Origin of the sequence: Dyadobacter crusticola DSM 16708, assembly GCF_000701505.1 — a bacterium.
Classification (GTDB): Bacteria; Bacteroidota; Bacteroidia; order Cytophagales; family Spirosomataceae; genus Dyadobacter; species Dyadobacter crusticola.
This window is the reverse complement of sequence record NZ_JNJB01000012.1, coordinates 214314-237122: the sequence shown is the minus strand read 5'-3', so window position 1 is coordinate 237122 and position 22809 is coordinate 214314. Positions and strand designations below refer to the sequence as shown.

The 22809-nt window shown below is 42.0% G+C and carries 22 protein-coding genes and 2 tRNA genes; 10 read left to right on the top strand and 14 right to left on the bottom strand.

What is annotated here, in order from left to right:
* Positions 1-86 precede the first annotated feature (86 nt).
* Positions 87-2591, top strand: coding sequence for an AsmA family protein (locus Q369_RS0117050; RefSeq protein WP_031528996.1), 2505 nt, complete (start codon positions 87-89; stop codon positions 2589-2591).
* Between the two features lie 3 nt (positions 2592-2594).
* Here the strand turns inward: Q369_RS0117050 and Q369_RS0117045 are convergent, their stop codons facing one another.
* Both Q369_RS0117045 and Q369_RS0117040 read right to left on the bottom strand, forming a co-directional pair.
* Positions 2595-3305, bottom strand: coding sequence for a response regulator transcription factor (locus Q369_RS0117045; RefSeq protein WP_031528995.1), 711 nt, complete (start codon positions 3303-3305; stop codon positions 2595-2597).
* 87 nt (positions 3306-3392) lie between these two features.
* Positions 3393-4232: a hypothetical protein gene (locus Q369_RS0117040; protein WP_031528994.1), complete on the bottom strand. Its 840-nt coding sequence runs from the start codon at positions 4230-4232 to the stop codon at positions 3393-3395.
* On the opposite strand from Q369_RS0117040, the gene Q369_RS0117035 reads away from it, so the two are divergent.
* The gene (locus tag Q369_RS0117035; protein WP_051664105.1) at positions 4231-5457 is read left to right on the top strand and encodes an AI-2E family transporter; all 1227 of its coding nucleotides are present in this window, start codon (positions 4231-4233) and stop codon (positions 5455-5457) included. The genes Q369_RS0117040 and Q369_RS0117035 overlap by 2 nt on opposite strands.
* A 4-nt stretch (positions 5458-5461) precedes the next feature.
* Here the strand turns inward: Q369_RS0117035 and Q369_RS0117030 are convergent, their stop codons facing one another.
* The 4 genes from Q369_RS0117030 to Q369_RS0117015 all read right to left on the bottom strand — a co-directional run bounded on the left by Q369_RS0117030 (position 5462) and on the right by Q369_RS0117015 (position 8726).
* Entirely contained in the window at positions 5462-5941 is a 480-nt protein-coding gene (locus Q369_RS0117030) for a gliding motility lipoprotein GldH (protein WP_031528992.1), read from the bottom strand.
* A 32-nt stretch (positions 5942-5973) separates the two neighbouring features.
* Positions 5974-6483 carry a hypothetical protein gene (locus tag Q369_RS0117025; RefSeq protein WP_031528991.1) on the bottom strand — a complete coding sequence of 170 codons (510 nt, stop codon included), beginning with the start codon at positions 6481-6483 and terminating at the stop codon, positions 5974-5976.
* Between the two features lie 89 nt (positions 6484-6572).
* The gene (locus tag Q369_RS0117020; protein WP_031528990.1) at positions 6573-7370 is read right to left on the bottom strand and encodes a (Fe-S)-binding protein; all 798 of its coding nucleotides are present in this window, start codon (positions 7368-7370) and stop codon (positions 6573-6575) included.
* Between the two features lie 30 nt (positions 7371-7400).
* Positions 7401-8726, bottom strand: a complete 1326-nt coding sequence (locus Q369_RS0117015; protein WP_031528989.1) for a 4Fe-4S dicluster domain-containing protein — start codon at positions 8724-8726, stop codon at positions 7401-7403.
* 239 nt (positions 8727-8965) lie between these two features.
* On the opposite strand from Q369_RS0117015, the gene Q369_RS0117010 reads away from it, so the two are divergent.
* A tRNA-Phe gene (locus tag Q369_RS0117010) sits at positions 8966-9038 on the top strand.
* Between the two features lie 400 nt (positions 9039-9438).
* Positions 9439-9696, top strand: coding sequence for a hypothetical protein (locus tag Q369_RS0117000; protein WP_031528988.1), 258 nt, complete (start codon positions 9439-9441; stop codon positions 9694-9696).
* Here Q369_RS0117000 and Q369_RS0116995 read toward each other — a convergent pair.
* Both Q369_RS0116995 and Q369_RS0116990 read right to left on the bottom strand, forming a co-directional pair.
* Positions 9693-10265, bottom strand: coding sequence for a hypothetical protein (locus Q369_RS0116995; protein ID WP_031528987.1), 573 nt, complete (start codon positions 10263-10265; stop codon positions 9693-9695). The two genes, Q369_RS0117000 and Q369_RS0116995, sit on opposite strands and share 4 nt — an antisense overlap.
* Positions 10255-11070, bottom strand: coding sequence for a hypothetical protein (locus tag Q369_RS0116990; protein ID WP_051664104.1), 816 nt, complete (start codon positions 11068-11070; stop codon positions 10255-10257). The genes Q369_RS0116995 and Q369_RS0116990 overlap by 11 nt, the downstream gene beginning before the upstream one ends.
* A gap of 155 nt (positions 11071-11225) precedes the next feature.
* On the opposite strand from Q369_RS0116990, the gene ubiE reads away from it, so the two are divergent.
* The 6 genes from ubiE (at position 11226) to Q369_RS0116960 (ending at position 17266) form a co-directional block, all read left to right on the top strand.
* Positions 11226-11948: a bifunctional demethylmenaquinone methyltransferase/2-methoxy-6-polyprenyl-1,4-benzoquinol methylase UbiE gene (ubiE, locus tag Q369_RS0116985; protein WP_031528985.1), complete on the top strand. Its 723-nt coding sequence runs from the start codon at positions 11226-11228 to the stop codon at positions 11946-11948.
* On the top strand, positions 11897-12631 hold the full coding sequence (porT, locus tag Q369_RS0116980) for a type IX secretion/gliding motility protein PorT/SprT (protein WP_051664103.1): 735 nt from the start codon (positions 11897-11899) through the stop codon (positions 12629-12631). Before ubiE ends, porT begins: the two co-directional genes overlap by 52 nt.
* Before the next feature lie 107 nt (positions 12632-12738).
* A tRNA-Val gene (locus Q369_RS0116975) sits at positions 12739-12816 on the top strand.
* A 734-nt stretch (positions 12817-13550) separates the two neighbouring features.
* The gene (locus tag Q369_RS0116970) at positions 13551-14726 is read left to right on the top strand and encodes a DNA-methyltransferase (RefSeq protein WP_031528983.1); all 1176 of its coding nucleotides are present in this window, start codon (positions 13551-13553) and stop codon (positions 14724-14726) included.
* A complete protein-coding gene (locus tag Q369_RS0116965; protein ID WP_031528982.1) occupies positions 14716-15678 on the top strand; it encodes a CfrBI family restriction endonuclease in 963 nt (320 codons plus the stop codon). Before Q369_RS0116970 ends, Q369_RS0116965 begins: the two co-directional genes overlap by 11 nt.
* Before the next feature lie 52 nt (positions 15679-15730).
* Positions 15731-17266: a hypothetical protein gene (locus Q369_RS0116960; RefSeq protein ID WP_031528981.1), complete on the top strand. Its 1536-nt coding sequence runs from the start codon at positions 15731-15733 to the stop codon at positions 17264-17266.
* Positions 17267-17467: 201 nt separating this feature from the next.
* On the opposite strand, the gene Q369_RS0116955 is transcribed toward Q369_RS0116960, so the two are convergent.
* The 6 genes from Q369_RS0116955 to Q369_RS29900 all read right to left on the bottom strand — a co-directional run bounded on the left by Q369_RS0116955 (position 17468) and on the right by Q369_RS29900 (position 22740).
* The gene (locus tag Q369_RS0116955; RefSeq protein WP_157488220.1) at positions 17468-18190 is read right to left on the bottom strand and encodes a hypothetical protein; all 723 of its coding nucleotides are present in this window, start codon (positions 18188-18190) and stop codon (positions 17468-17470) included.
* 359 nt (positions 18191-18549) lie between these two features.
* Positions 18550-19548: an IS110 family RNA-guided transposase gene (locus tag Q369_RS0116950; RefSeq protein ID WP_031528979.1), complete on the bottom strand. Its 999-nt coding sequence runs from the start codon at positions 19546-19548 to the stop codon at positions 18550-18552.
* Between the two features lie 224 nt (positions 19549-19772).
* Positions 19773-20123 carry a tetratricopeptide repeat protein gene (locus Q369_RS29905; protein WP_031528978.1) on the bottom strand — a complete coding sequence of 117 codons (351 nt, stop codon included), beginning with the start codon at positions 20121-20123 and terminating at the stop codon, positions 19773-19775.
* Entirely contained in the window at positions 20120-20758 is a 639-nt protein-coding gene (locus Q369_RS0116940; protein WP_031528977.1) for a hypothetical protein, read from the bottom strand. The genes Q369_RS29905 and Q369_RS0116940 overlap by 4 nt, the downstream gene beginning before the upstream one ends.
* A gap of 189 nt (positions 20759-20947) precedes the next feature.
* Positions 20948-22462 (bottom strand): hypothetical protein, encoded by a 1515-nt coding sequence (locus Q369_RS0116935; RefSeq protein WP_157488218.1) that lies wholly within the window; start codon positions 22460-22462, stop codon positions 20948-20950.
* A gap of 11 nt (positions 22463-22473) precedes the next feature.
* Positions 22474-22740: a helix-turn-helix domain-containing protein gene (locus Q369_RS29900; protein WP_084165769.1), complete on the bottom strand. Its 267-nt coding sequence runs from the start codon at positions 22738-22740 to the stop codon at positions 22474-22476.
* Between the last annotated feature and the right edge of the window lie 69 nt (positions 22741-22809).

The following is a 22809-nucleotide window of genomic DNA, read 5'->3' as shown; positions in this document are numbered from 1 at the left end:
CTGGCACGTTATTAATGAATGTATAGTGCTGCGTGCAGGCTAAAATGTTGTCCAGTTAGCAGCAATTGCGTTAAACCCCTCATTTCATGTTTGCAAGAGTATTGAAAATCTTTGGAATTGTAGTCCTCTGTGCCGTTTTCATGTTTGCAGCAGTCGAAATATGGGTGGACAGAAATAAGGAAAAGATATTCAGGAGTGTTCAGGAGCTGGTTAATGAAAACCTGAACGGGAACCTCGAAATAGATGACTTCAAATTCCGCCCATTCTACGGCGGGTTCGGTTTAAATTTTACCTTGTCAAAGGTCAGACTTACAGACAGTCTGTTCAATACCCACCAAAAACCTTTTCTGGAAGCTGAGCTGATCCATGTCGCTTTGGATCTGAAAGGTTTTTACAAAGGAAATATCAAGATCAAAAATCTGGTACTGCAGGACGGTTCACTAAACCTGTTCACCATGCGTAATGGATATTCTAACCTGACCATTTTCCAATCCGGAGAGGGGAAAGACAAGAAGAAAAAGTCGGGCAGCAGCAATATCGTTGAAAAGTTTGGCCATCTCCGTTTTATCAATTTCGGGGTGATGTTCGCTGATTCGGTCAAAAGAAAATACTATGGTGCGCTGTTCCATGATGCTACCAACATTGTTACGGTAACTGACACCACAGCCAATTCCAGCTTCAAAGGCGCTGTTTTATTCAAAGGACTTACCTTCAAACCTGAAAAAGGCGGTTTTTTGGTCAACCAGGAAACCAGCCTCAACCTTGCGCTTGCATTCGATAGCGAAAACAAGAAGTTAACCATCTATCCGTCGGTTCTGGAAAGCGCCACGCACGACAAGATCAACATCAATGGAGAATTCGACTTCTCAGATACGACGCGGAAGTTTAAGATGCATTTTTCTGCCAACAAGATTGAAGTTGCCAATGCATTGCCGCTGCTGACTAAAAAGCTGCAGAGCCAGATTGACTCGTTAGGTGTAAGAGCCAGGGTAAATACAGAAGTGAATGTAGCCGGCCAGCTCTCAGCTGTACAGCCGCGCGTAGATGTAAAATTTGAAACAGATACCTTCAAATATGATTTGCCCGTTGGAACACTCAGGCAGATCAAAGCTTTTGGGACATTTACTAACCAGGCAGATACCTCGCGAATTCCTGATGTACATAATTCGGCTTTAACTGCGCCTAAAATCACGGGATCGTTTGAGAAAATACCTTTTCACTTCAAGTTCGCTGTTAAGGATTTCCGGTCTCCGCGGGCTGTGCTCGAAGGACATGTTCTGGCTGACTCTACTAACCTCGGTTCGCTATTCGATCCGGATAAGTATGTTTTCAAGCGGGGCACTGCCCGGATCGACTTCCATTTTGCTGGTAGCCTGAAAAACTTCTATAATTCTCGCGAAGACAAGTTCGACGGCAAGATAACCGGCAAAGCGACTGTCAACAACATTGCAATGGACTACCTGCCCAGGAAAGTCCGTCTTTCCAAGATTGATGGTGAATTCAATTTCAATGAGAAAGCGGTCGTATTCCAGGACCTGCATTTCTCCGACGGGCAGAATATGCTATATATGCGCGGCAAGTTGATTGACCTGATACCTTATCTTTTTGGATCGCCCAAACCGCTGCGTGCTACTGTCGATATTAATATCCCTAAATGGAAGCTCAATTGGCTGGAAAATCTGTTTGCAGCAAGGACAAATGAGCCGGAAAACAGGCGGAAGAAATTGAGGCTGTCACAGCTGCTTGACAATGCGATTGATCAAATGGAGATTACTGCGAAGCTGGATACCAAAGAGCTGCAGTACCGAAACTTCACGGCGCGGGATGTGAAGGGGGAATTTACGATCAAGGATAACGCGGTCAGGATCGAGTACTTTGTGATGAAAGCTTTTGGAAAGGGCAGTATGCGGATATCAGGAAATATGGATAATTCGGCACGCGGACAGTTACCACGAATGGCTGTGAAAGGCAAGGTTGTCAATGCCGACGTACATTCTGTATTTTATTCCTTCGACAATTTTGGTCAGAAAGCGATAACCAGCGATAATATCAAGGGCGTTCTTAATACGGATTTCAAATTCGAGGCTAACCTGAATAATAATGTAAGGCTGATGCCCGCAACGATGCGCGGAGAGTTGTCCTTCGACCTTTCAAACGGGTACATTATCAACTTCGAGCCTTTTATGAAAATGAAGCGGCTTATTTTCAAGAAGCGCAATTTCGAACGCGTTCGGTTTGCCCCAATCCGTAACAATATCAGGTTGGTTGGACAGGAAATCCAGATAGCGCCGATGGAAATTGAATCCAATGTGCTTACCCTTTATCTCGACGGCATTTACAGCTTTGGTAACAAAACAGATATCAACATCCAGATTCCGTTGAGCAACCTGAAAAAGCGGGACTCTACCTATGTTCTTGATCCTAATAACGAAGAGAAAAAGGATGGTTCGAAAATCTTCCTTCGCGCGATTGACGAGAATGGCGAGGTGAACATCAAGCTCGCTTTCCGCAGGAAGAAAGATAAGAACAAACAAAAAGACCAGGGAAAGGACGACGAGGTTGAAGAAGACTCGCTCAGTGTTCAAAACTGAGCATTAAGCAGGTTCGTTGCTGAACATGTAACCTACGCCCTTCAAAGTTTTGATGTACTGATCTCCCAACTTTTCTCTCAACTTCCTGATATGCACGTCGACGGTGCGTTCCAGCACATAGATATCAGCTCCCCAGATTTTTTGGAGCAGCTCGTCGCGGCTGAAAACTTTGTTTGGAGTTTGTGCAAGGAAAAACAGCAATTCAAATTCCTTCTTAGGTAAAACGATTGCTTTTTCACCAGACTGAGTTACCGTATAGTTCTTCCGGTTGATCGAAAGGTCAAGTATGTCAATGGTATCTCCCGATTCAGCCTTTTGCGCTTCCCGACGGAACAATGCATTAATGCGGCTCATCAAGGCACGTGGCTTGATCGGCTTGGTAATGTAATCGTCTGCGCCTACATCAAATGCAGCTACCTCAGAATATTCTTCTGAGCGGGCGGTGAGGAAAAGTATATATGTATTTCTGATATCAGGATTCTGGCGTAAAATCCTGCCTGTTTCAATACCGTCAAGCTGCGGCATCATGATATCCAGGAGGATAAGGTCCGGGGTAAAAGTCTTGGCAATTTCGATTGCTTTTTTGCCGTTGGACGCTGTAAGTACGGAGTAGCCTTCCTTGGTTAAATTATATTCGAGGAGCTCAACGATATCGGAGTCATCATCCACTACAAGTACTTTCGGTGCTGATACAGCGGATTTAGTGGTGCTCATTGCTATTATGATTAAAACGCACTTCGAAATTAGAGGATGTGATGTTCACATTACATGTATCCCGCTATTGTTAACACAAACTTAATATCAACGATAAGTAATCCGGTACATATCTCCCTGCTCGGCGGTGACAAGCATATCGGTATTGTTCAAAAACAAGATCGCCTCGTTTTGCTTTTTTACCAACCGGAAACAGCCCACGGGTTTACTAAAATTAATGCCGTCGCCAGAGACTTCAAACACCAGCACTTTCCCATAAGTCAGCAGCACGAACCTTTTACCGTCGGGACTGATATCTGCTGAGGTTACCTGCGCATTCACCGGGATACTGTCTGCCACACTGACTACATAATCCCCGGGTTTATCCGAAATGCGGTACATTCTCACAACCGGATCATCTCCCCAGTTCTTGGAAAATAAATAAAGGCTGTCCTTGTGATGAAAAAAAGCTTCCGAATCGAAAATTCGGCCCGCGCTGTTCTTTGCGGGTTTTTGCTGCTCGGCGTATTTGAACTTGATTACCTGGGTAGTCGAGTCAAGGCTATTGTATTTATAAATCTCATATTCGGATCGTGTAGCTGCATTATTGCCAAAATCACCAATGTAAATGTTACCAACCTTGTCTTCGGCCAGGTCTTCCCAATCTACATTTTTCGCCTGTGGAATGGCTTTGATTGAAATGAGTTTACCGGAAAGATCAAATCCGTACAGCTCGGGTTTGCCGCCGCTGTCATTGTGCGACCAGAATATGTTTGCATTCTGCGACCTTGCGAGCCCCGAACTTTCAGAGATCAAGCTAGGAAGCTTGCCTATTTTGCTAATTTTGTACTCAGACCGTACTCTCTTGAAATTGTTGACTTTGTGATCAGAATCGCAGGTAGAAAAAAGCGTCTTCACAGCAAACCACACGTACATTAACTTATTCATGAATTCAACATTACGCCCTGTTCCGGACAAAAGTAAAGAAACACCCGTTTACCTGAAGTTAGCCAGCGCACTTGTGGCATTGATTGCAACGGTTTACATTCTGTTTGTTCTTCGTGAAACTATCATTCCACTTGCATTTTCAATCCTGCTGGCCATTCTGCTTTATCCCGTCTGTGCCTGGCTTGAAAGAAAGAAAGTACCGCGGATCGGCGCAATCCTCCTAAGTATCTTAACGCTTTTTACAGTTATCGTTATTCTGATCTATGTAGTTTCCATTCAGATTGGAAGTTTTGCAGAAGAGTTGCCCCGTATTACTGAAAAGGCAGAAACTATCATGGATCAAACGCTTACAATGGGCGAGCGCTATCTCAATATCAGCCGCAGCCAGCAGGTAAGTGAGGGTAAAAAATACCTGGTGAATGCACTTACGGAAGGTCGCGCTTTTCTCCTGAATACGCTTGTAACCACTACCGGCGCAATTTCGACGTTTGTGTTAATCCCGCTTTACATCTTCTTCTTCATGCTTTACCGCGACTTTTTCAGAATGTTCGTGCATAAAGCGATCCGGAATGTACCTAACGAAGATCTGAATGCATTGTTGAGGAAAATTTATGAGGTAATCCAAAGTTACTTGTCCGGATTATTTCTGGTAATTCTGATCGTAGGTGTTTTGAATAGTGTCGGACTGCTGCTTTTGGGAATTCCGCACGCCATATTCTTTGGATTTTTGGCCGGGTTCTTAATCCTGATTCCCTATATCGGCATCCTGATAGGCTCGGTTCTTCCTGCTCTTTTAAGTATTGTAACTATGGATTCGCCCTGGTACGCAGTAGGAGTGATCGGGGTAATGAGCTTTGTTCAGTTTCTGGAAGGTAACTTTATCACCCCCAATATCGTAGGATCCAAAGTAAGTGTGAATCCTCTGGCGGCAATCATTGCATTGTTTCTGGGCGGCCAATTATGGGGACTTTCTGGTTTGATCCTTGCACTTCCTGTCACTGCAATCCTGAAAGTGATCCTGGATACAATTCCGAGCCTGGAACCGTACGGGTTTTTATTGGGCGAGCCGGTACATGAAGTAGCCGCAGAACAAGCGGAGTTGCAGCGGGAAGCAGTAGTCACTCCGGAATTTAAGAAGAAGCCCTACCGAAGATACCGCAACAAACCCCGCAAAAAACCGGAGGGATTTTCCGGTAACATTCAGCCCGGGTCTGCTGACAGCTAACAGCCTACTTAACAGGTACTTTCTCAACACTTATTCCCACGCTCATTACAAATGGGAGCGGATTTTGCCGCATGGATTGAGAGAGTGTGAACGTGTAGATCCCGGACCTTGGAAACCGATAGTTTTTGAGAAAAGGAATTTTGTGATCAAACAAATCACCCAGTCCGTGACCATAAGGCTTGCCGGTAACTTCATTCGATAAATACACTTCTTCCAAAGTATTTGAAATCACTTTCTGGTCGGGACCAACAAAGTTTCTTGTCATATACAAATTGTAATAAGGGTATTGCAGCGTGTTCCTGAGCAGGTAGTAGAGATTATAGGTCTGAGTAGTATCAGTAATTTCGACCTTGAAGGTAGGCCTGTTTTTGATATACCAAAGGCCATCGTCAATATCTTCATGCGCCTTGTAAACCACGTTTTCGTCGCAGGCAACAAGTGCCAGGCAGAGGAACAGGACAGCAGCAATTCCGGAAAACTTCATGAAAGTATCGACTGGTTGGACTTCAAAACTATCTATTTTTCCTTTAAACTGCTCTGCTCACTGAAATAACGATTCAGCCAGGAATTGGAAGCTGCGATTTTCCAGCGCGTCATCCATTGCGCTTTTGTGGCCACCTGGTTGTCAAAAATGGTAGTAAAAGGTTGAATGATCTCGTCCTGAACAGATTGTTTGATCTTAGCAACCGGTATGGTTTGAACTTCGCCATTTTCATCCAGGTACGCCAGCGAGCGGTCGAAGAAGTCGATCTGCATACGTTGTCCGATCTCCTGCAACCAATGCACGGATTTGTCAATGGAACAGCCGCTCGGGAGTTCGTCCCTTTCGTCAACAGCGATTACTACAAAGCGATGTTCAAACACCTTTCCTGAGGCGGTCAGCCGTTTTCCGTGTGCTTCCCAGCTATCAAGCGAGGCTTTCAGGGTTTCTGTGATGATGCCTGTTTCTGTTTCGGTAAGCTGGCGATTAGCCTGGTAAATCCAGATTCTCGCCTTAAGATCTATATCGCTGAATGGAATGTACATGGTTTCACTTCAATTTATGTTCTGACAAATGTCGTCGTCAAATTTCAACAATGAATAATCTTACTAAGTTCTTACAGTAAAAAGGCGCTTTATAGCCCATTTGCCTGTGCTACCAACTCTGCAAGATCATAGATTTTGACAGAATCCTCCCTTTCCTTGTTTTTCAAACCGTCGGTCATCATAATCATACAAAACGGACAAGCTACGGCAATCGTATCTGCGCCGGTTGCAAGTGCTTCTTCAACCCGCTCGATATTGACGTCTTTGTTGCCTTTTTCGGGTTCTTTAAACATCTGGGCACCGCCTGCACCACAGCAAAGTCCCTTGGCGCGCGAGCGTTTCATTTCGGTAAGATCTGCATCGAGCGTTTTAAGAACGTGACGCGGCGCCTCGTAAATGTCGTTGGCACGACCGAGGTAGCAGGAGTCGTGAAAAGTTATTTTCTTCCCTTTGAATGGAAGTCCGTCTTCCGGCCTGATTCTTCCTTCATCTATGAGTTGCTGTAAAAACTGCGAATGGTGTATAACCTCGTAATTCCCTCCGAGCTCCGGGTACTCATTTTTGAGTGTATTGAAGCAATGCGGACAAGCTGTCACAATCTTCTTTACTCCATACATATCCAGAACCTGGATGTTGGACATAGCCAGCATTTGAAAGTTAAATTCGTTACCAGCGCGTCGGGCGGGATCTCCTGTGCAGCTTTCTTCGGTTCCCAACACAGCGAACCTGATCTTCGCTTTGTTCAATATCTTCACGAATGCGACTGTGACCTTTTTATATCGGTCGTCAAAAGAGCCGGCGCAACCCACCCAGAACAGTATCTCGGGCGATTCATTGTTCGCCGCCATTTCCGCCATTGTTGGCACCCGGTATTCTGCTTGTTCCATATTCGGACTTTTTACAATTCCTGATTAAACTTACCGCACAGCATCGGCCCAATTAAACCGATCACCAGGAGAAAATTTCCAGGGCGCCTGGTTGGTTTCCAGATTTTGAAACATCGCATTCCACGAGCCAGGTGCCTGCGCTTCGTCCATTACTTTGTACCTCCTCAGCTGCAATATAATATCGAGTGGGTTAATCAATACAGGACATTCCTGAACACACGCATTGCAGGTTGTACAAGCCAGAATCTCTTCTTCCAAGATGTAATCCCCGATCAGACTCTTGTTATCGGGCACGAATTCACCTTTGTTGGCCTGCATGATCCTGCCTACATCTTCAAGCCGGTCACGCGTGTCCATCATGATCTTGCGAGGCGATAATTTTTTGCCGGTAATATTTGCGGGGCAAGCGGCGGTGCATCTGCCGCATTCTGTACAGGAATATGCGTCCATCAGGTTTTTCCAGGATAGATCAGTCACATCTTTTGCACCAAAACGCTCCGGCACCACGGCATCTGTATTCTGATTTTCAAGGCCCAGCATTACTTTTACCTCGCTTGTAATTTCCGGCATATTATTCATTTCGCCTTTCGGTTTAAGTCGGGCGAAATACGTGTTTGGGAATGCGAGAATAATATGCAGGTGCTTGGAGTAAGTCAGATAAACTGCGAAGCCCAAAATCCCCACGATGTGCAGCCACCAGGCAATACGCTCATAAATCACCAGCGCATCCGTATTCCAGTTTGAAAATATAGGTTGTAAAAGACTGCTTACAAGAAAGTCGCCTGTTGCGGTGTAATGCGAATGTCCGGCTTTCTGCAGAACGCTATCTGCTGCATTCATGGTCAGGATTGCGATCATGAGCACAATTTCGAGGACCAATATCAGCTTACCGTCGAGTTGCGGCCACCCATTCATTTCCCGGTGGCGCGCAGGTTGGAGCCGCTGTACGCCTGGGTTGTATCTGCGGATCAGGAAGATAACGCAGGCGATCAGAACGCCAGTTGCTAGGATCTCGAAAAAACTGATCAGGTAATTGTAAAAGCTGCCTAGCAATGGAGCCAGGATCCTGTGCTTACCCAAAATACCGTCTAAAATAATTTCAAGTACTTCGACATTGATCAAAATGAAGCCGATATAAACTGCAAAGTGAAGAACGCCGATGAGCGGCTTGTCAAACATTTTCTTTTGTCCGAAAGCAATGCGCATCATGGTAGAAAAACGTCTGGAAGGCTGATCGTGCCGATCTTCTTTTTGGCCAATCGATATGGTTTTTCTGATCAGACGAACCCGTCTAGCCAGTATCCAAAAAACGGCGGCTAAAACCAATATGAATGCAACTTGCTGTATTAAGGTCATCTATGCCATCGGATTTAATTCCACTATCAATAGTATGCAAGCATACCATAACAAATATGACAAAAATGTATTTCGATGCAAACGGTTTTGAGAGAAATTATAGTTGTGGAAGTCTAAGTCTCAGGAAATGAGGCAAAAGGCTCTTTTGCGCCCAGTTTCAAAGAAATATTTTTGAAAATAATTTGTAAACCAAAACCAAACTTCTAATTTTGCAGTCCCAAAGGGAACCAATTGAGCCTGGTGATGTAGCTCAGTCGGTAGAGCAAAGGACTGAAAATCCTTGTGTCGGCGGTTCGATTCCGTCCATCACCACAAATTAAAGCCGCTACGAGCAATCGCAGCGGCTTTTTTTTTCTTGGCCTCTGCCGCGCGTACCGAAGGTTTGAATTTTGCCTTCCAGGTCAATGTCCGGCATCGGTTGCCAATTCTAATTTATGTTCTCAGGTTGCGACTGTTGTAATAACCTTAATTAACGCTCCCTGCTTTAAGTTCTTTTTAGTTTAGAAAATCGATTAAATCTAAACTAAAAAGTTTCTTAGTTTAGATTTTATAGTAAAAACTAAACTAAGTAAAGTGTAAGTTTAGTTTTTGGGTATAAGCTAAACTAAGCTCTGTTTCAAATAAATTCTTACGGTACAACTGATCCGTTGTGCACAATCCTATATTACTGATCTACATTCGGAAAAATCTTTTCAGCAACTATATACATCCTATGAACTTTAAAATCATTCATCTCCCTGAAAGACAAACCGAAATCTGCCTCCATCGCGATTGCAATGAAGCAGGGGACGAAGTTGTTTGTATCAAAACATTCGTGACCAATTCTGATGGTATCGAGTTGATGTTGGAAACCCAGGCGAAATTTGCGAATGCAAAATCTGCGGAGTGTTTTGTCAGCGGTTATTCTGAAATGTCAGCGAAGAGTTTTCTACAACATTGTCTGAAACAAGACAAAATCTGGACGAGCTAACCTCCAAAAATCCGCTTATCCGTGACTGCCTCCCGGTGCGTTTCCAGAAATTCACAAAATGACTTAACCTGCATTTCCTGCAATGAAAGATCGAGCCCGTGATCGTAATCTTCCTGGTAAACCTGCTGGAAGTCGGTGATGATGTAGCGCAGGCTGCGTACACCTTTTGCCCTTAATGCAGGGAGATAGAAGTTCTGGTGATTTTGACTGTACTGTCCTGGTTTATAGTTGCTTGTAGTTTTAATGTCCGCCGCAAACATTTTACCCAAAACATCTACATAACCGTAGAGCAGTACATTGTTCAGCTGGTACTCGCAGTAAAATTGGGTCCGTAGCATTGGCCGGGGAAGTAATGCACGCACCTTGTCCAGCACTTCGGGATCAAACATTTCTTCGTCTGTTCCTTTAATAACGGCTTCTTCAAACGAAACCCCTCTTTGCTGCGCTTCTGTTTGCGGCACAGGAATGCGGTTGATCCGGTCAATTAGCTCTTGTTCAGTTAAATGGCCTTTTTCAAACCGGTCGAAACAATTAAGAATAGAGGGATATAGCTTGTAATTAATTGCCATTTTTGCTGCGTTGCTGCTTTTTACTCAGTTTGCCGAAGTGGTAAGTAAGTGAAATTCCCAGAAAACTGAACTTGTCATTCGGAGTGTCGCTGTAAGACTCGCTTTCTTCCGGATTGATCAGCCTTCGTCCCGATGTCGCGTCCATTTTATCTGTTCTCACAAAATAGAAGCGATAGTCGGCACTTATTTTCAATGCAGGCAACAATGCAAATTCCAAAGAAGTGCCCAGCGGAAGCATACCCTCTCTTGTCCTTTTGATACCTGTCGGTCCGCTTGCGGGTCCCCAGCGCAGGAATAGCGGGTTTCGTGCACTTAGCTTGCTGTTGGTAAACCGCAGCAGCTTGCCGTTGTCCAGGTCGTAAGCATTCGCACTGAAATAGATTTGACCGATGCCGCCGTACACCATCCAGTGCAAAGGTCCGGGTTCGAACGTGCTGAACTGTTCTGTTAGATCCCATTTAGCCAGCAGCTCAATGGAGTTGTACTCATTTAAAAAGTACGAGTTGAAAAAGGGCAATTGTTCCCCGCCAATTTTTCCAGCAGTAAAATTGATTACGACCGAAAATTCTTTGGTTAGTGCTTTTCCAATATTCACACCCAGCATACTCCGCATATCCTGTCCATTCAGCTCTCCGAAGAACTGCGTAAGGCCGCTGCCGGCTCCGATGAAAATGTCGCGTTCCTGTTTCCGGTTGTAACTCTTCTTCCCGCTTATCCCATTGGAAGAATAAGGGTGCAAAGGTTTCTGACAGTAAACATCCAGTTGCAGAAAGCAGAGGATCAGGAGCAGATACAAGTGGTGCATGAGAATGGGATTTTAGATGTGAAAAGATTGCGTCCCCATTTAGACGACGGTTTACGCTTTTCGTCAGCCACTTACCGTAAATACAGCACTCCCGTCAACGCGAAACCGCAATTATCTGTTAGTTTTGTTCATAGTTGCATTTATCAGAAAAGAAAATGAGTGTAGTACCTTACAAGGACAAGGAGGGCAGCAAAAGAGAGCAGGTTGCCGAAATGTTCGACAACATCTCGCCAAAATACGATTTGCTTAACCACGTACTCAGCGCGGGCGTGGATATATATTGGAGAAAACGAGCGATCAAACTGCTGAAAAAGCAGCAACCAAAGGTTATACTGGACATTGCCACTGGTACTGGCGACTTCGCTATCGAGGCGCTTTCGCTGAATCCGGAGCGTATTATTGGCGTAGATATCTCGGAAGGAATGCTCGCCGTCGGACGCGAGAAAATTGCCAAAATCGGCAAGCAAAATGTGATCACGCTGCAAAAGGGCGACTCGGAAAGTTTGAGTTTTGCGGACAATTATTTCGACGCAATTATCGTTTCGTTTGGAGTACGGAATTTTCAGAATTTGCTGGCTGGTCTGACAGAAATGAACCGCGTGATGAAGCCGGGAGGAAATTGCGTGGTAGTAGAGTTTTCAAAGCCGCGCAGCTTTCCTTTTAAGCAGTTTTATAATTTTTATTTCAAATACATATTACCAATCATAGGAAAGACCGTCTCAAAGGATAGTTCGGCTTACACATATCTGCCCGAATCGGTCCAGGCGTTTCCCGACGGAGAAGCTTTCCTGGAAATTTATAGAAAAGCAGGTTTTACTAATACCAAATGCATATCACTTACCTTCGGGATTTGTTCAATTTACATCGGGCAAAAGTAATATTAGGAATGCTCATGCTGCTGATCGCGGCGCAGGATTGCATGGCGCAGGGTATAGGTTACAGGAGAAAGCACCTGGAATATTACGACGACAAGCCCATTCATTACGGAATACTGTTCGCGGTACCATTCACTCGCTTTAATATCAGGCACAATAACAATTTTTTGCATAAGGATTCTGCATTTGTCATTCAGTCTCCTACGCAGGCGTCCTTTCGAATGGGATTTATCGTTAATGCATTCCTGACCGACCATTTTGACCTTCGTACAACCCCATCGGTTTCTTTGTATGAGCGACAGGTTAAGTTCAGTTATCCAAATGCTGCGGACCGGATAGAAAAGCGGGAGTCGACCTGGATAGAAGTACCATTGCTTTTGAAATACAAATCGCTGCGTCGGGTCAACTCGCGCATGTATATGCTGGCAGGGGTTACTTTCGGAGTTGAGACCAACGTAAAGCGAAATCGCGGAGGCGGCTCGGGAAAGCTGGACACTAAGTCGACAGACTTCTCGATAGATTATGGAGTAGGTTACGAGCAGTTTTTTGAGTTCTTCAAATTCGCCCCTGAACTGCGATTTTCGCATGGTTTGACAAATATGTTTCAGCCAACTCAAAATTCTGTCGGATCGGGCATAAGTAGAATGTCAACTCACACGGTGACGCTCTATTTGAACTTCGAGTAGGTATATTGATTTTCAATTGCTTGTAAAATTTTTTAAATTTTTTTCTAAAAAAGTTTGCAGACCTAGATTTAGTCGCACATATTTGCACTCCCAAACGACGGGAAAAAGGGAGTTTAGCTCAGTTGGTTCAGAGCATCTGCCTTACAAGCAGAGGGTCGGGGGTTCGAATCCCTCAACTCCCACCAGATAATCAAGCACTTACGAGACAAAACTCCTAAGTGCTTTTTTATTTTCAAACAATTTCACAAACAGAGGCATTTATATCCTTATTGATGTTTTCGAATTTAGGTATAGTAATCTAGATGGTCAAGCATCGATTTGGTTAGAACGATCAGTGTGATTTCTTTTGTCTGGCAGGCTTTTAGCATCCAATCTTGATGCTGCCTTAGCTCGGTTCGTAAAACAGCCGTAGATCGATAGTTTAAGCTGCTCTCACCTACTTTAATAAGCACATTTGCTATAATATTCAGTAAGTTGGTAGGTTTATTTTTCAAAACCTTGTTTGAAAAGTCATTTTATCCGTTACACCAATCTCTTTTCACACAAACCTGGGGGGCACACTCCGATCCGTAAATACTGATGGGGGGTTGTTCATTAAGGGGTACGCCCCTTCATATAGACGCACCCCTCGGCTTATTAGTAGTATGCTCAGCAGCATAAGATTATAGAGTTTGACAAACCCGTAAGAGTCCTTTTAAATACTTTTTATCAATATCACACGCACCTTATGCTGGCACAATTCTATAACTTAGACCCGGAAGTTCTAACATGCGTAAGTATCTGTTGATATTGATGAACATGAGAGCTTATCGTCTTAGCCGCATATCCAATGTATTGATGCGAATGGATCAAAAACCTAACATATTCTTAAATACAAATGGCCTAAAAGCCTCATAGTCAAAATTATATAATCGAATAGATGGCATTAAAGTTTGAAAGAGGCACAACGAACAGAGCTAGGAACATAGCTTTAAAATGGGTGGAGGAAAATTTACCTGAGTATTCTAACTTAATTACAACTGGTTTACCTGAGTATGACGATAGAACAGATCTATGGAGAGTACCCCTAAATACAAAAAATTCCAAGCTTGTCCTTATAGGGGAGGTTTGTATTACCAGAAATGTCGACAGAATAACTGATACTACTCAAAAAGACATTATTGTAGAGCGAGTTAAAGCTCACAAGAACCCTGAAAAGAGCGAAACAGCATCCAAAGATAAAACGAGACTATTTTACCCAGCGCCTGTGCCTAATAAAGTAATTTTAGGAAATAGTATAGACGTGTTAGACGAATTTCCGCCAGATACGGCACAATTAGTATTTACGTCTCCGCCGTACTACAATGCAAAGCCTGAGTATTCAGAATACGTTGATTATCAGGAATACCTCGACTTTTTACGTAGGATATTTCTCCGATGTACCTCCATATTATCTGAAGGTAGGTTTTTTGTTGTAAATATATCTCCCGTTTTGATCAAACGAATATCAAGAAGTACTTCGTCAAAGAGAATGGCGATACCTTTTGATATCCATCGAATTCTAGAAAGTATAGGGCTGGAGTTCGTTGACGACATTTTCTGGGTAAAGCCCGAAGGTGCTGGTTGGAATATTGGAAGAGGAAGACGGTTCGCAGCCGATCGACAACCATTACAATACAAACCCGTACCAGTAACTGAGTATATTTTAGTCTATCGAAAGAAAACCGATAAACTTATCGACTGGAATATCAGGAATCATTATGATCAGAACTTGGTAAAGGACTCCAAAATACTGGGGGAATATGATCGAACAAATATCTGGCATATCCACCCAAGTTTCAATAAATTTCACCCTGCAACTTTTCCAGAGGAGCTTGTTGAAAAGGTTATAAGATACTACTCATTTATTGATGATTTAGTATTGGATCCTTTCGCCGGGTCTGGAACGGTGGGAAAAGTTGCGCTTAAAATGGGGAGAAGGTTTCTATTAGTAGATAGAGAAGTAAAGTACTTTAAATTGATGAAGGACTCAATTTCAAAAGTAAATACCTCAAACATCCGAGTTGATTTCAATATCGATGAGGAGTTTACCGATTTAATCAAAGATGGAATATAACGTTGCTACTTACAAAAGATGGCTTGACGATAATGTAACGCTATCCAACGCCTATTCGAATGGAGCTCTAAGAGAGCTGACCGAGCACATCCTTATGGGAAAAAATTATCGATTACTGACAGAAAAGAACACCAAGGAAAAATTGCTACTCACGTATCTCTGGATAATGGACGTAGTTCAATCTGCCAAGACTCAATTTGGGCAAGGGGCTTGGCAGGAGTCTTTGCTAAAAGACCTTCAGCAAACAAGATCTAAAACCACTGAACAAAAGAATTTAATCTTTTGGCTGTTAGGGATAACAGCTAAAACGTCTACAAATCTTGGGCTATCATCTGCCGAGTATCCAGAAGTATTAAGAAACCTAGCAGCGGACATACAGCTGCTGTTTACAAGAATTGATCGTGAGGATAGTGCAGATCTAGCCTGGCTATTAATGATTGGCGGCGCCGCAACACTTAACATTAGGGGTTCCGATAAATCAAAAGTTGGCAAGCAACTAGAAAAAGTTGTAATAAAATCATTATTAACAATTTTAGGATTTACGGAGGGCGAAAATTTTTGGATTAATATTGGTAGAGATAATGAAGTAGAACGTGAAGCTGATGCTGAGGTAGAGACCAAACGTGGAAGAGTAAGGATCGAGGTTGGGCTGATTGCTGCTGGTAACCAGGAAGTCATAGAAGACAAAATTGGAAGAATGGCCAGAAACGACATTGTGCTATATGATGTGGTGGGGCCGAGGTCAAGAATCCATGAAACTGCCAAAAACGCAAATGTGAATTTGGTTCAAATACGAAATGGTGAGCCACTATTCCAAATTCATAGGCTGCTTAATGGATTGACAAAATTCCCATTAAAAACTCCACCCCGGAACGCCGTCGAAATAAATCAGGCAGTCTTTGCCTTGCCCGATACAATATTTGACATCGCACATCTCGAAGATATCCTATAAGCGTTTCAACGAAGCTTTACCGCTCATAATATAGATTTACATAGCAGCAACGATGACCCTGCGTCAAAAAAAACAGCACTTTGAGTTACTACTTCAGGCTATTTCGATCGAGGAAGACTTGGTGATCTTAAATGAAGTAAAAGTATGCTTTCTCGCTAACGCTAATCGAGCTGCATATATACTTACATGGATTTCTATAATTGAGTTTTTAAGAAGACGAATCGGTGAATATGAAACTCTTGGTGAGGCGAATGCAAAGTCCGCCTATGAAGCAATATTGAGACAGGAGAGCCAGAAAAAATCAGCTGATATGTTGATTGTTGAGAAAGCAAAATTGATTTCAGTAATCTCGGAACTTGAAAATACAGATCTAGAGTACTGTTGGAGTCAACGTTGCATATTTGCACACCCGTACGAATTACAGCCATCCAATGAAGCGGTGCTACACATAATCCGCATTGCTGTAGCAGTTATCTCAAAACCATTATTCTATAAAAAGCCCCACATAACTAAACAGATTTCTGATCTTTCAAACAAAGCATACTTATATCCGTCTGAAATTGCGGGAATTCGCTTGGCAGCCCAACCATTTATTGTTCGTATTGACCCTGCTATACAGCAATGGTCCTTCAACACTCTTTTGTATGAGCTAGGTAAAGATATTGAACCGACAAACCCGTTACTTGAATCAGCTAGCCCTGAAATCGATTTTAATATCGCGAAGAGATTTAGATCCTATCTTATCGAATTACTGATTCATTTAGGCCCTGAAGGATGCGCAAAACTTCCCTTATATAATAAAGCCATTGATTTTCCATTTACAGTCTGGTATGGATGTATAGATGACGAAACCTGGAATCTTTTTGATTCGGAAACTAAGAAAGTGCTAATAAGATACTTTCAATTAAAAAACTGCTTACAGCCCCTTACACTTATAAAAATAGTTCATAAAATTGAATTGAAAGGGTTGCTTGATAAAGAAAGCTCAGAGATATTCCAAGAGAAGCTGAGCGAATTTCCATTGCAAAATGTGTATAGATATTATCCTGATCAAAGTAAGGTTTTTGAAAGAACACGAGCACTCTTAGACACTTCAAGCTATGCTAATAATGGACTGGCAATTGACTTCTTATTGTCAATTGATGTGATTGATTATTTCAAACCACAGCAGAGCTTAGATCTTGGGATACTAATAGGTCAATGCATTCGGAACAATGCTACTCGTGCATCCAACTACGTTAATCACCTAATTGAAACCAATGCTAGTGAATACTTAATTGAAGGAATAGTTACAGCTTTAATTTTTCAAAATAGTAATATTCTATCATTTGATAAAAGGTTTCCAAAGTATTTTGTCAAACTAGCAAATAAATCTGGCTTAGGAGAAAGTCACTTAGTTTCTATTGTACAGAAAGTTAATGATTTTTTTGTGAACGGCGAACACGTCCTTCTTTTTGAGAGTGTCGAGAATCTACGGCAGACACGAGATACAATACAGAAGGAAGTAAATAATCCTCGGTATCTCATTTGGATGAATGAGATTATTCAAACCATCAACGAAAACCGTAGATATCTCGAGGATGATTGAGCGCAGTCTGAAGTAGAAATCAGAAATTGAATGATAACTTGCTAGTGACTTTCAGGATGATAATTTGGTTGTCACAAGTTACATAACTATAAGGTAATTGGCACTGATAGCTGCAATAATCAGATTTAATTAAAAGTAATTAAATCTGATTAATTTGATTATTAATTCAACGATTAAGCCCGTAAGCTTTTATTTCGTTGTTTATTGATCATAGTCATCCCAAGCATCTTTTTGACCATCGAAGGCATCATCAAAAATATCCTTAACCCAATCATTATTTCCGGTCGATGAGTATTCATAAAACTCATTTAACTCATCACGAGAGCGTCTAGAATTTGGAATATAGATATTTTTTTTAGAAGGAGTGTTTGACTGTTCTGGCAAGCCGTCAAAGGACTTTGAGTATCTAATATGGTACTTCTTGACTGCCTTCATCTCCGCTGTATTGACCTTTCCGTTACCTAAACTTTCCCCAACTTTAAAGTACTCCGGGTATAAGAAACATCCGTCAAGGTGATGCTGTAATTGCAGAGGTAAGCCACTATCACGGTTTAGCACAAAATCTGGCATAAAGTATGTATTAACGTCAGTAGACAGCCGAACATTAATTCTACCAAATTTATGAAAGAAACCTACATCGACTATTTTCTCAAAAGGTAAAAGTAAATCCGACTTGGCAATTTTTTGTTTTTCCAGAGAATCCTGGAGCTGAATACTATATATGGGATCTAAAAATTTCATTTTTTCATCAGAATGCGGGTAGGCAATTTTGCCACTTCTATCCACACTGTACGTAACAAACAACCCAGTTAATAATTCCAGCTCATTGACGTTAACGCCAGTTTGTTGCTGCAAAGTCTCCGAAGAGACAACGAGATGCTTGAGTGAATTCAAGTCTAATGAAACGAACATTTTCTTATTCATAAGCAAACATCTTATCCTAACGATTCTGCTCGTTCTAGCGCTGGTGTATATATCTTTCATAGACGTGGTCCTAGACAATAGGGTTTACGATTGAAAATTTAAGGCACTCTTCAAAGAGTTAATATTTAAAAATTTAATTTCACTGAAGGTCGGTATGTAATCTTCTTTCTACCTTCGGTACATTTCAAATATCCGGAGGTTAAAGAGGGTGACCCGCAACTCGATGATTACTGTTAAAGCCCGCAGGTTATACCTATTCTTTTTTATAGTATATCACGTCATCATTGCACTGCGTACGGTAAGCTTATAATAAATCTAGGTTACACCTTCTACCTGTGATAGCAATTCGTACGCATAGGTCACATGTCATTCGTATCTTGAAACATTTGCCCCTTTTCGACACAAGCAAATATTCGATGTATGATCTTGTTCCTGATGGCATTCAGGACGCTCATCCGGTTTTTGCCTTCTGCTGTTTTCCGGAGATAGTATCGTCCTAATGAATACTTATCGCTCCGCGCATAAATCAAGGCAGCGAGATGAAGTAAGCTTTTTAATTCCTTTCCCGCAAGAGGAGATACCTTATTTCTTCCCAACAAGCTTGTCCCTGATTGCCGTTTAAATGGAGCGACTCCACAATACGAGGCAAACTTGCGAGCACTTGTAATTGTTTTGAACTCGTTAGTACTAACTATTATTTCAAGAGCTGTGATCTGCCCTATTCCGGGAACAGATGTTACGATCTCGAACAGCCGACGCAAAGAAAGGTCTTCAGAAATGATTTTTTTTATTTGGACGTTGACCTTATTGATATCATGAGCCACAGCCGTTACCGAATTCTCAGAAAATTCGCGCAACATTCCAGACTGTTCCTTTGGCAAAAAGAAGGTATCTATTTTGTCACTGTTAGTAAGCATTTTAAAAACTTTCTGAAGCCTTTTCCTAATTGTAGACAGCGACTTTAACGATTGAATGCAAGGGCGTGGAGGCTCCCATATTCTCGCATCCTTAAAGTTTCTACGAGCATATCTGGCGATTTGAAGCGCATCATACGCATCTGTTTTAAGCCTTTGAATTCCCAATGAGCGCTTTATGCGCAACGGTGACTCAAGCCACACCGAAAGTGTCTTGTCTTGCGCTACTGCCATTAAGTGCGTCGCATAGACACCCATATCTTCCGCACAAATCAGACATTCCTTAGGTCGGACATTATGCGTCCGATGCAATCCATTGAAAAATTGTTTTATCGTAGAATAATTATTCTCTAGCTTGATTGCTAATAGGCAGTTCTCCGACAAATCTAACAAGGCTAGATCCAAGGAAAGCTTCGAGATATCAATGCCGAGAAAGAACCTCATAACAATGATGATAAACGACGATATTTGACCATTCTAATAAGCTTGCCAGAGCGGAGTGCTTTAATACCCAAAGCTCATCTCACGTTTATGGAGAGCAACATGTCAAAAATAATAATCTATACTGATCTCGACGTCGTTAGGTTAGTCGTAATAAGCAGATTTGCATTTAATGCCCTCATTTGTTCATTCTGAGCGGCGTATCTGCACTTGATCGTTAATTACCATCAATTTAGTTTGCTGATCATGTGCAGGCATTTTTCGATATTACCGTAAGCCCTAACATTAATCGACCTACTCGGTTCAAATTCGACACTTTTTTGAAAGTCCGCTAATGCTTCTGTAAACCTGCCAAGTTGATACTTTACCTCGCCTCTATTATTCCAGAGTTGATAGTGTCTGGGAGCAGATTCCAACCCCTTTGTATACTGATGTATCGCTTGGACATAGTCGCCGTTATCGTGATACTCATTAGCGAGGTTAAACGCGTTCTCCACAGTAACCGTAGATTCATCCAGGTGTTTGTAGTATAGATAGACAGCTATTCCTATCACAGCTATGACTAGAATTGTTATCATGAGATAAGATTTGGTATTTCCATAAAAAGATTAAACATAACTTCTCGGTGAAGAAAGTCGAGCTTTTCAGCAACGACTTGTGCTAACTTATGATTGACTTTATTGGAGTAGTCGTCATTTGGATCTAAGTTCCCTAAATGGCACAAAGGGAAGTAATATGCTAGATATAACGGCTGAAACGGTAAGACACGGCGCGGCCCAAAGAACTCGTTGAAGTAACGTGTATAAAAATAGTCACGCGTTTGAATGAAGACATTGACATCTTCAACTGCTGCATTAATGCTATCGCGATGTTTGGTATCGTTTGCAGTCTTCCTTGATGATTGAAGATCGTATGTTGCGACCCTAAACATCTCACTCCTGCGAATCTTGGCAATCTCGTAATAGGGATGCTTCAGAAATGCGGCACATATTTCTTCTAGATCTGGTATGAAGCCCAATTGGCGAAGCTCCCATAAGGTGAAGTATGATACAAGGAGCCTGATCTCTAATCGAGAATGAAGGACATGATTCTCCTTGAAATCGAACGGCACTGACAATTGCTCTGTCAGTGTCCATAAGTGGTTGGCAACCCGCAAAATGCGATTTCCATCAGAAGGTGGGGGTTGAGGTGAAATTAGTTCTGATAAGCTCATAAAAAACGTGGAACGTTACATTTACTTCGTCCAACACGGCTCTGGTAAGCCTTCACGACAAAAGCAAAGCAACGCCCACGTATATCGTAGGCGCCGAACTTTACTCCCTGTCGTGTCGAAAATTTACCAGATTTTGTTGGACAGGACTTTTAGCTACAAGCGAATAAAAAAATTATATCTTAGTTCATTTCAATCTTTTAAAATCATATCTGGACTCCACATTTCCGTCTTAAGAGCACAGGAAACACCAGTTTTTTCTAATATCACCTCATACATAATGTTCTGCACCTCATCTACGAACTCTTCAAGCGTGATAATGCTGTCATGCAGCGTAAAGATAGGAATATCGCCACATCTTTCAGAAATTCTTGGTAAAATGCAGTCGAGAAAAATGTGCGCTTCTACTCTTTGTAAGAGCATAGGTAGATTGCTTTCTCCGAGTTCGCGCCATCCATTCAATATCGCACCGATAGTCGGATAGCACTCATCAAATAAGGTTTTCTTGAAAAGTATCGAATCTCGAGTTTCGTCTGAACGACAATAAAGAACAAGAAACATTAGGTTTTTGACTTGCTCCCTCGAATAATACACGTCATGGTACTCTGCGAAATGTGTCACCATTGTTTCGTAAAATTTACCACTAGTGACAATATTTGAAAACTCCGCCAACTCCTCTTCAATTGCGGGAGTTTTTAAACTCCCGCACATAATAGAATATAAATACTTATCAGTATTAATATCGAAGAATTTCAAATTATATAAACTCTCTGAGTTTATATTTTTAAACGTTACCAAATTGCTTTCAGTCTCCTCATAGAAATCCAACCTTAAAAGCATTAAAGTTATCAACGCCATAGTGTTTGATAGATCAATCGACACTAGTCTACAGCCTTGATATTTTAGAAAGTGCCTGTACTCACTCTTAATATTTGTCAAGTTGGAGTGTATTCGTCCAGAATAATCATCTCTGCCAATATATATATTCTTGTCAAAAAAATTTTTTATCATCACTAGGAAAGAGTTGTATCTCAGGTGAATAGCCGCATGTTTTTTCTCCTTTGACTTTTCAATTTCAGACGCTCTACAGTCATTTAAATATTGCATAGCTCCAGTGTAATCGAGTTCCAAATTCATTAAGAGATCATATTGGACTTTCAGGGTTGAGTCTACTAGTACATCGTCGCGAAGTTTTCTCGTATCATCAAAGAGGTTCGGTTCATCTATCGGCTGTAATCTTCCGGAAGTTCTGTAAGTACTGGTAAGCCTATATCCTTTTGACTTTCCTCCAACGATATATTGGTTATCACACTCCAAAACTCCAGCATCAATTAGATATTCTAGATACATTTGATAGTTATGGATTTTAGGTTTCAATATTTGAGAGGAAAGTGAAACAAAGCTCAGGTACTCATCTATACCACTCGACCCAATACGTCGGTTTCGCGCATGCATTTCACTTAAAAGTCCTACTAGATAATATAATCGATCGAGTGTTGGCCTAAATCCCTTAGGCTTTATATTCTTAACTAAGCTATCTAGATCTAAATTTTGTGGCACCACCGCGCTTCGCTTCTTAGGGACATTTTCTGACTTCGTCTGATTTACGACTACAGGCGGAACAAACTGACTGTCTCGGCTTGTTCTAAATAATTGGAGAGCTTCTTCAAGCTCTTCGAATCCGTTTCGTGTTCTTTTGTCAAACATACCCTTTTTTGTTAATCTCTTAGACAAGGTCTTGATCCAGCCTTTACCCATTCGAGGAGTGCAGATTCTTCAAAAAGCAGTTTGTTCCCATTTTTGTGATGAGGTATTTTGCGACGAGATACTAATCCATAAACTGTATGGACTGATTTGCAAATTAAATCAGCTGCTTGGTCAATAGTTAGGAGGCGTGTGGAGCTGGACTGAGCTTGGCTAACGGCGCCAACGAGACTTTCTAGAAGTGCCAGAATCTGATCTAGCTTTTGTTCTTCGCTTTGCATAAAACATTTTTAAACACATTCTTCGTTGAATGATGGTTCAAAAATATCCAGCTTTTCAATGTAGGGTTT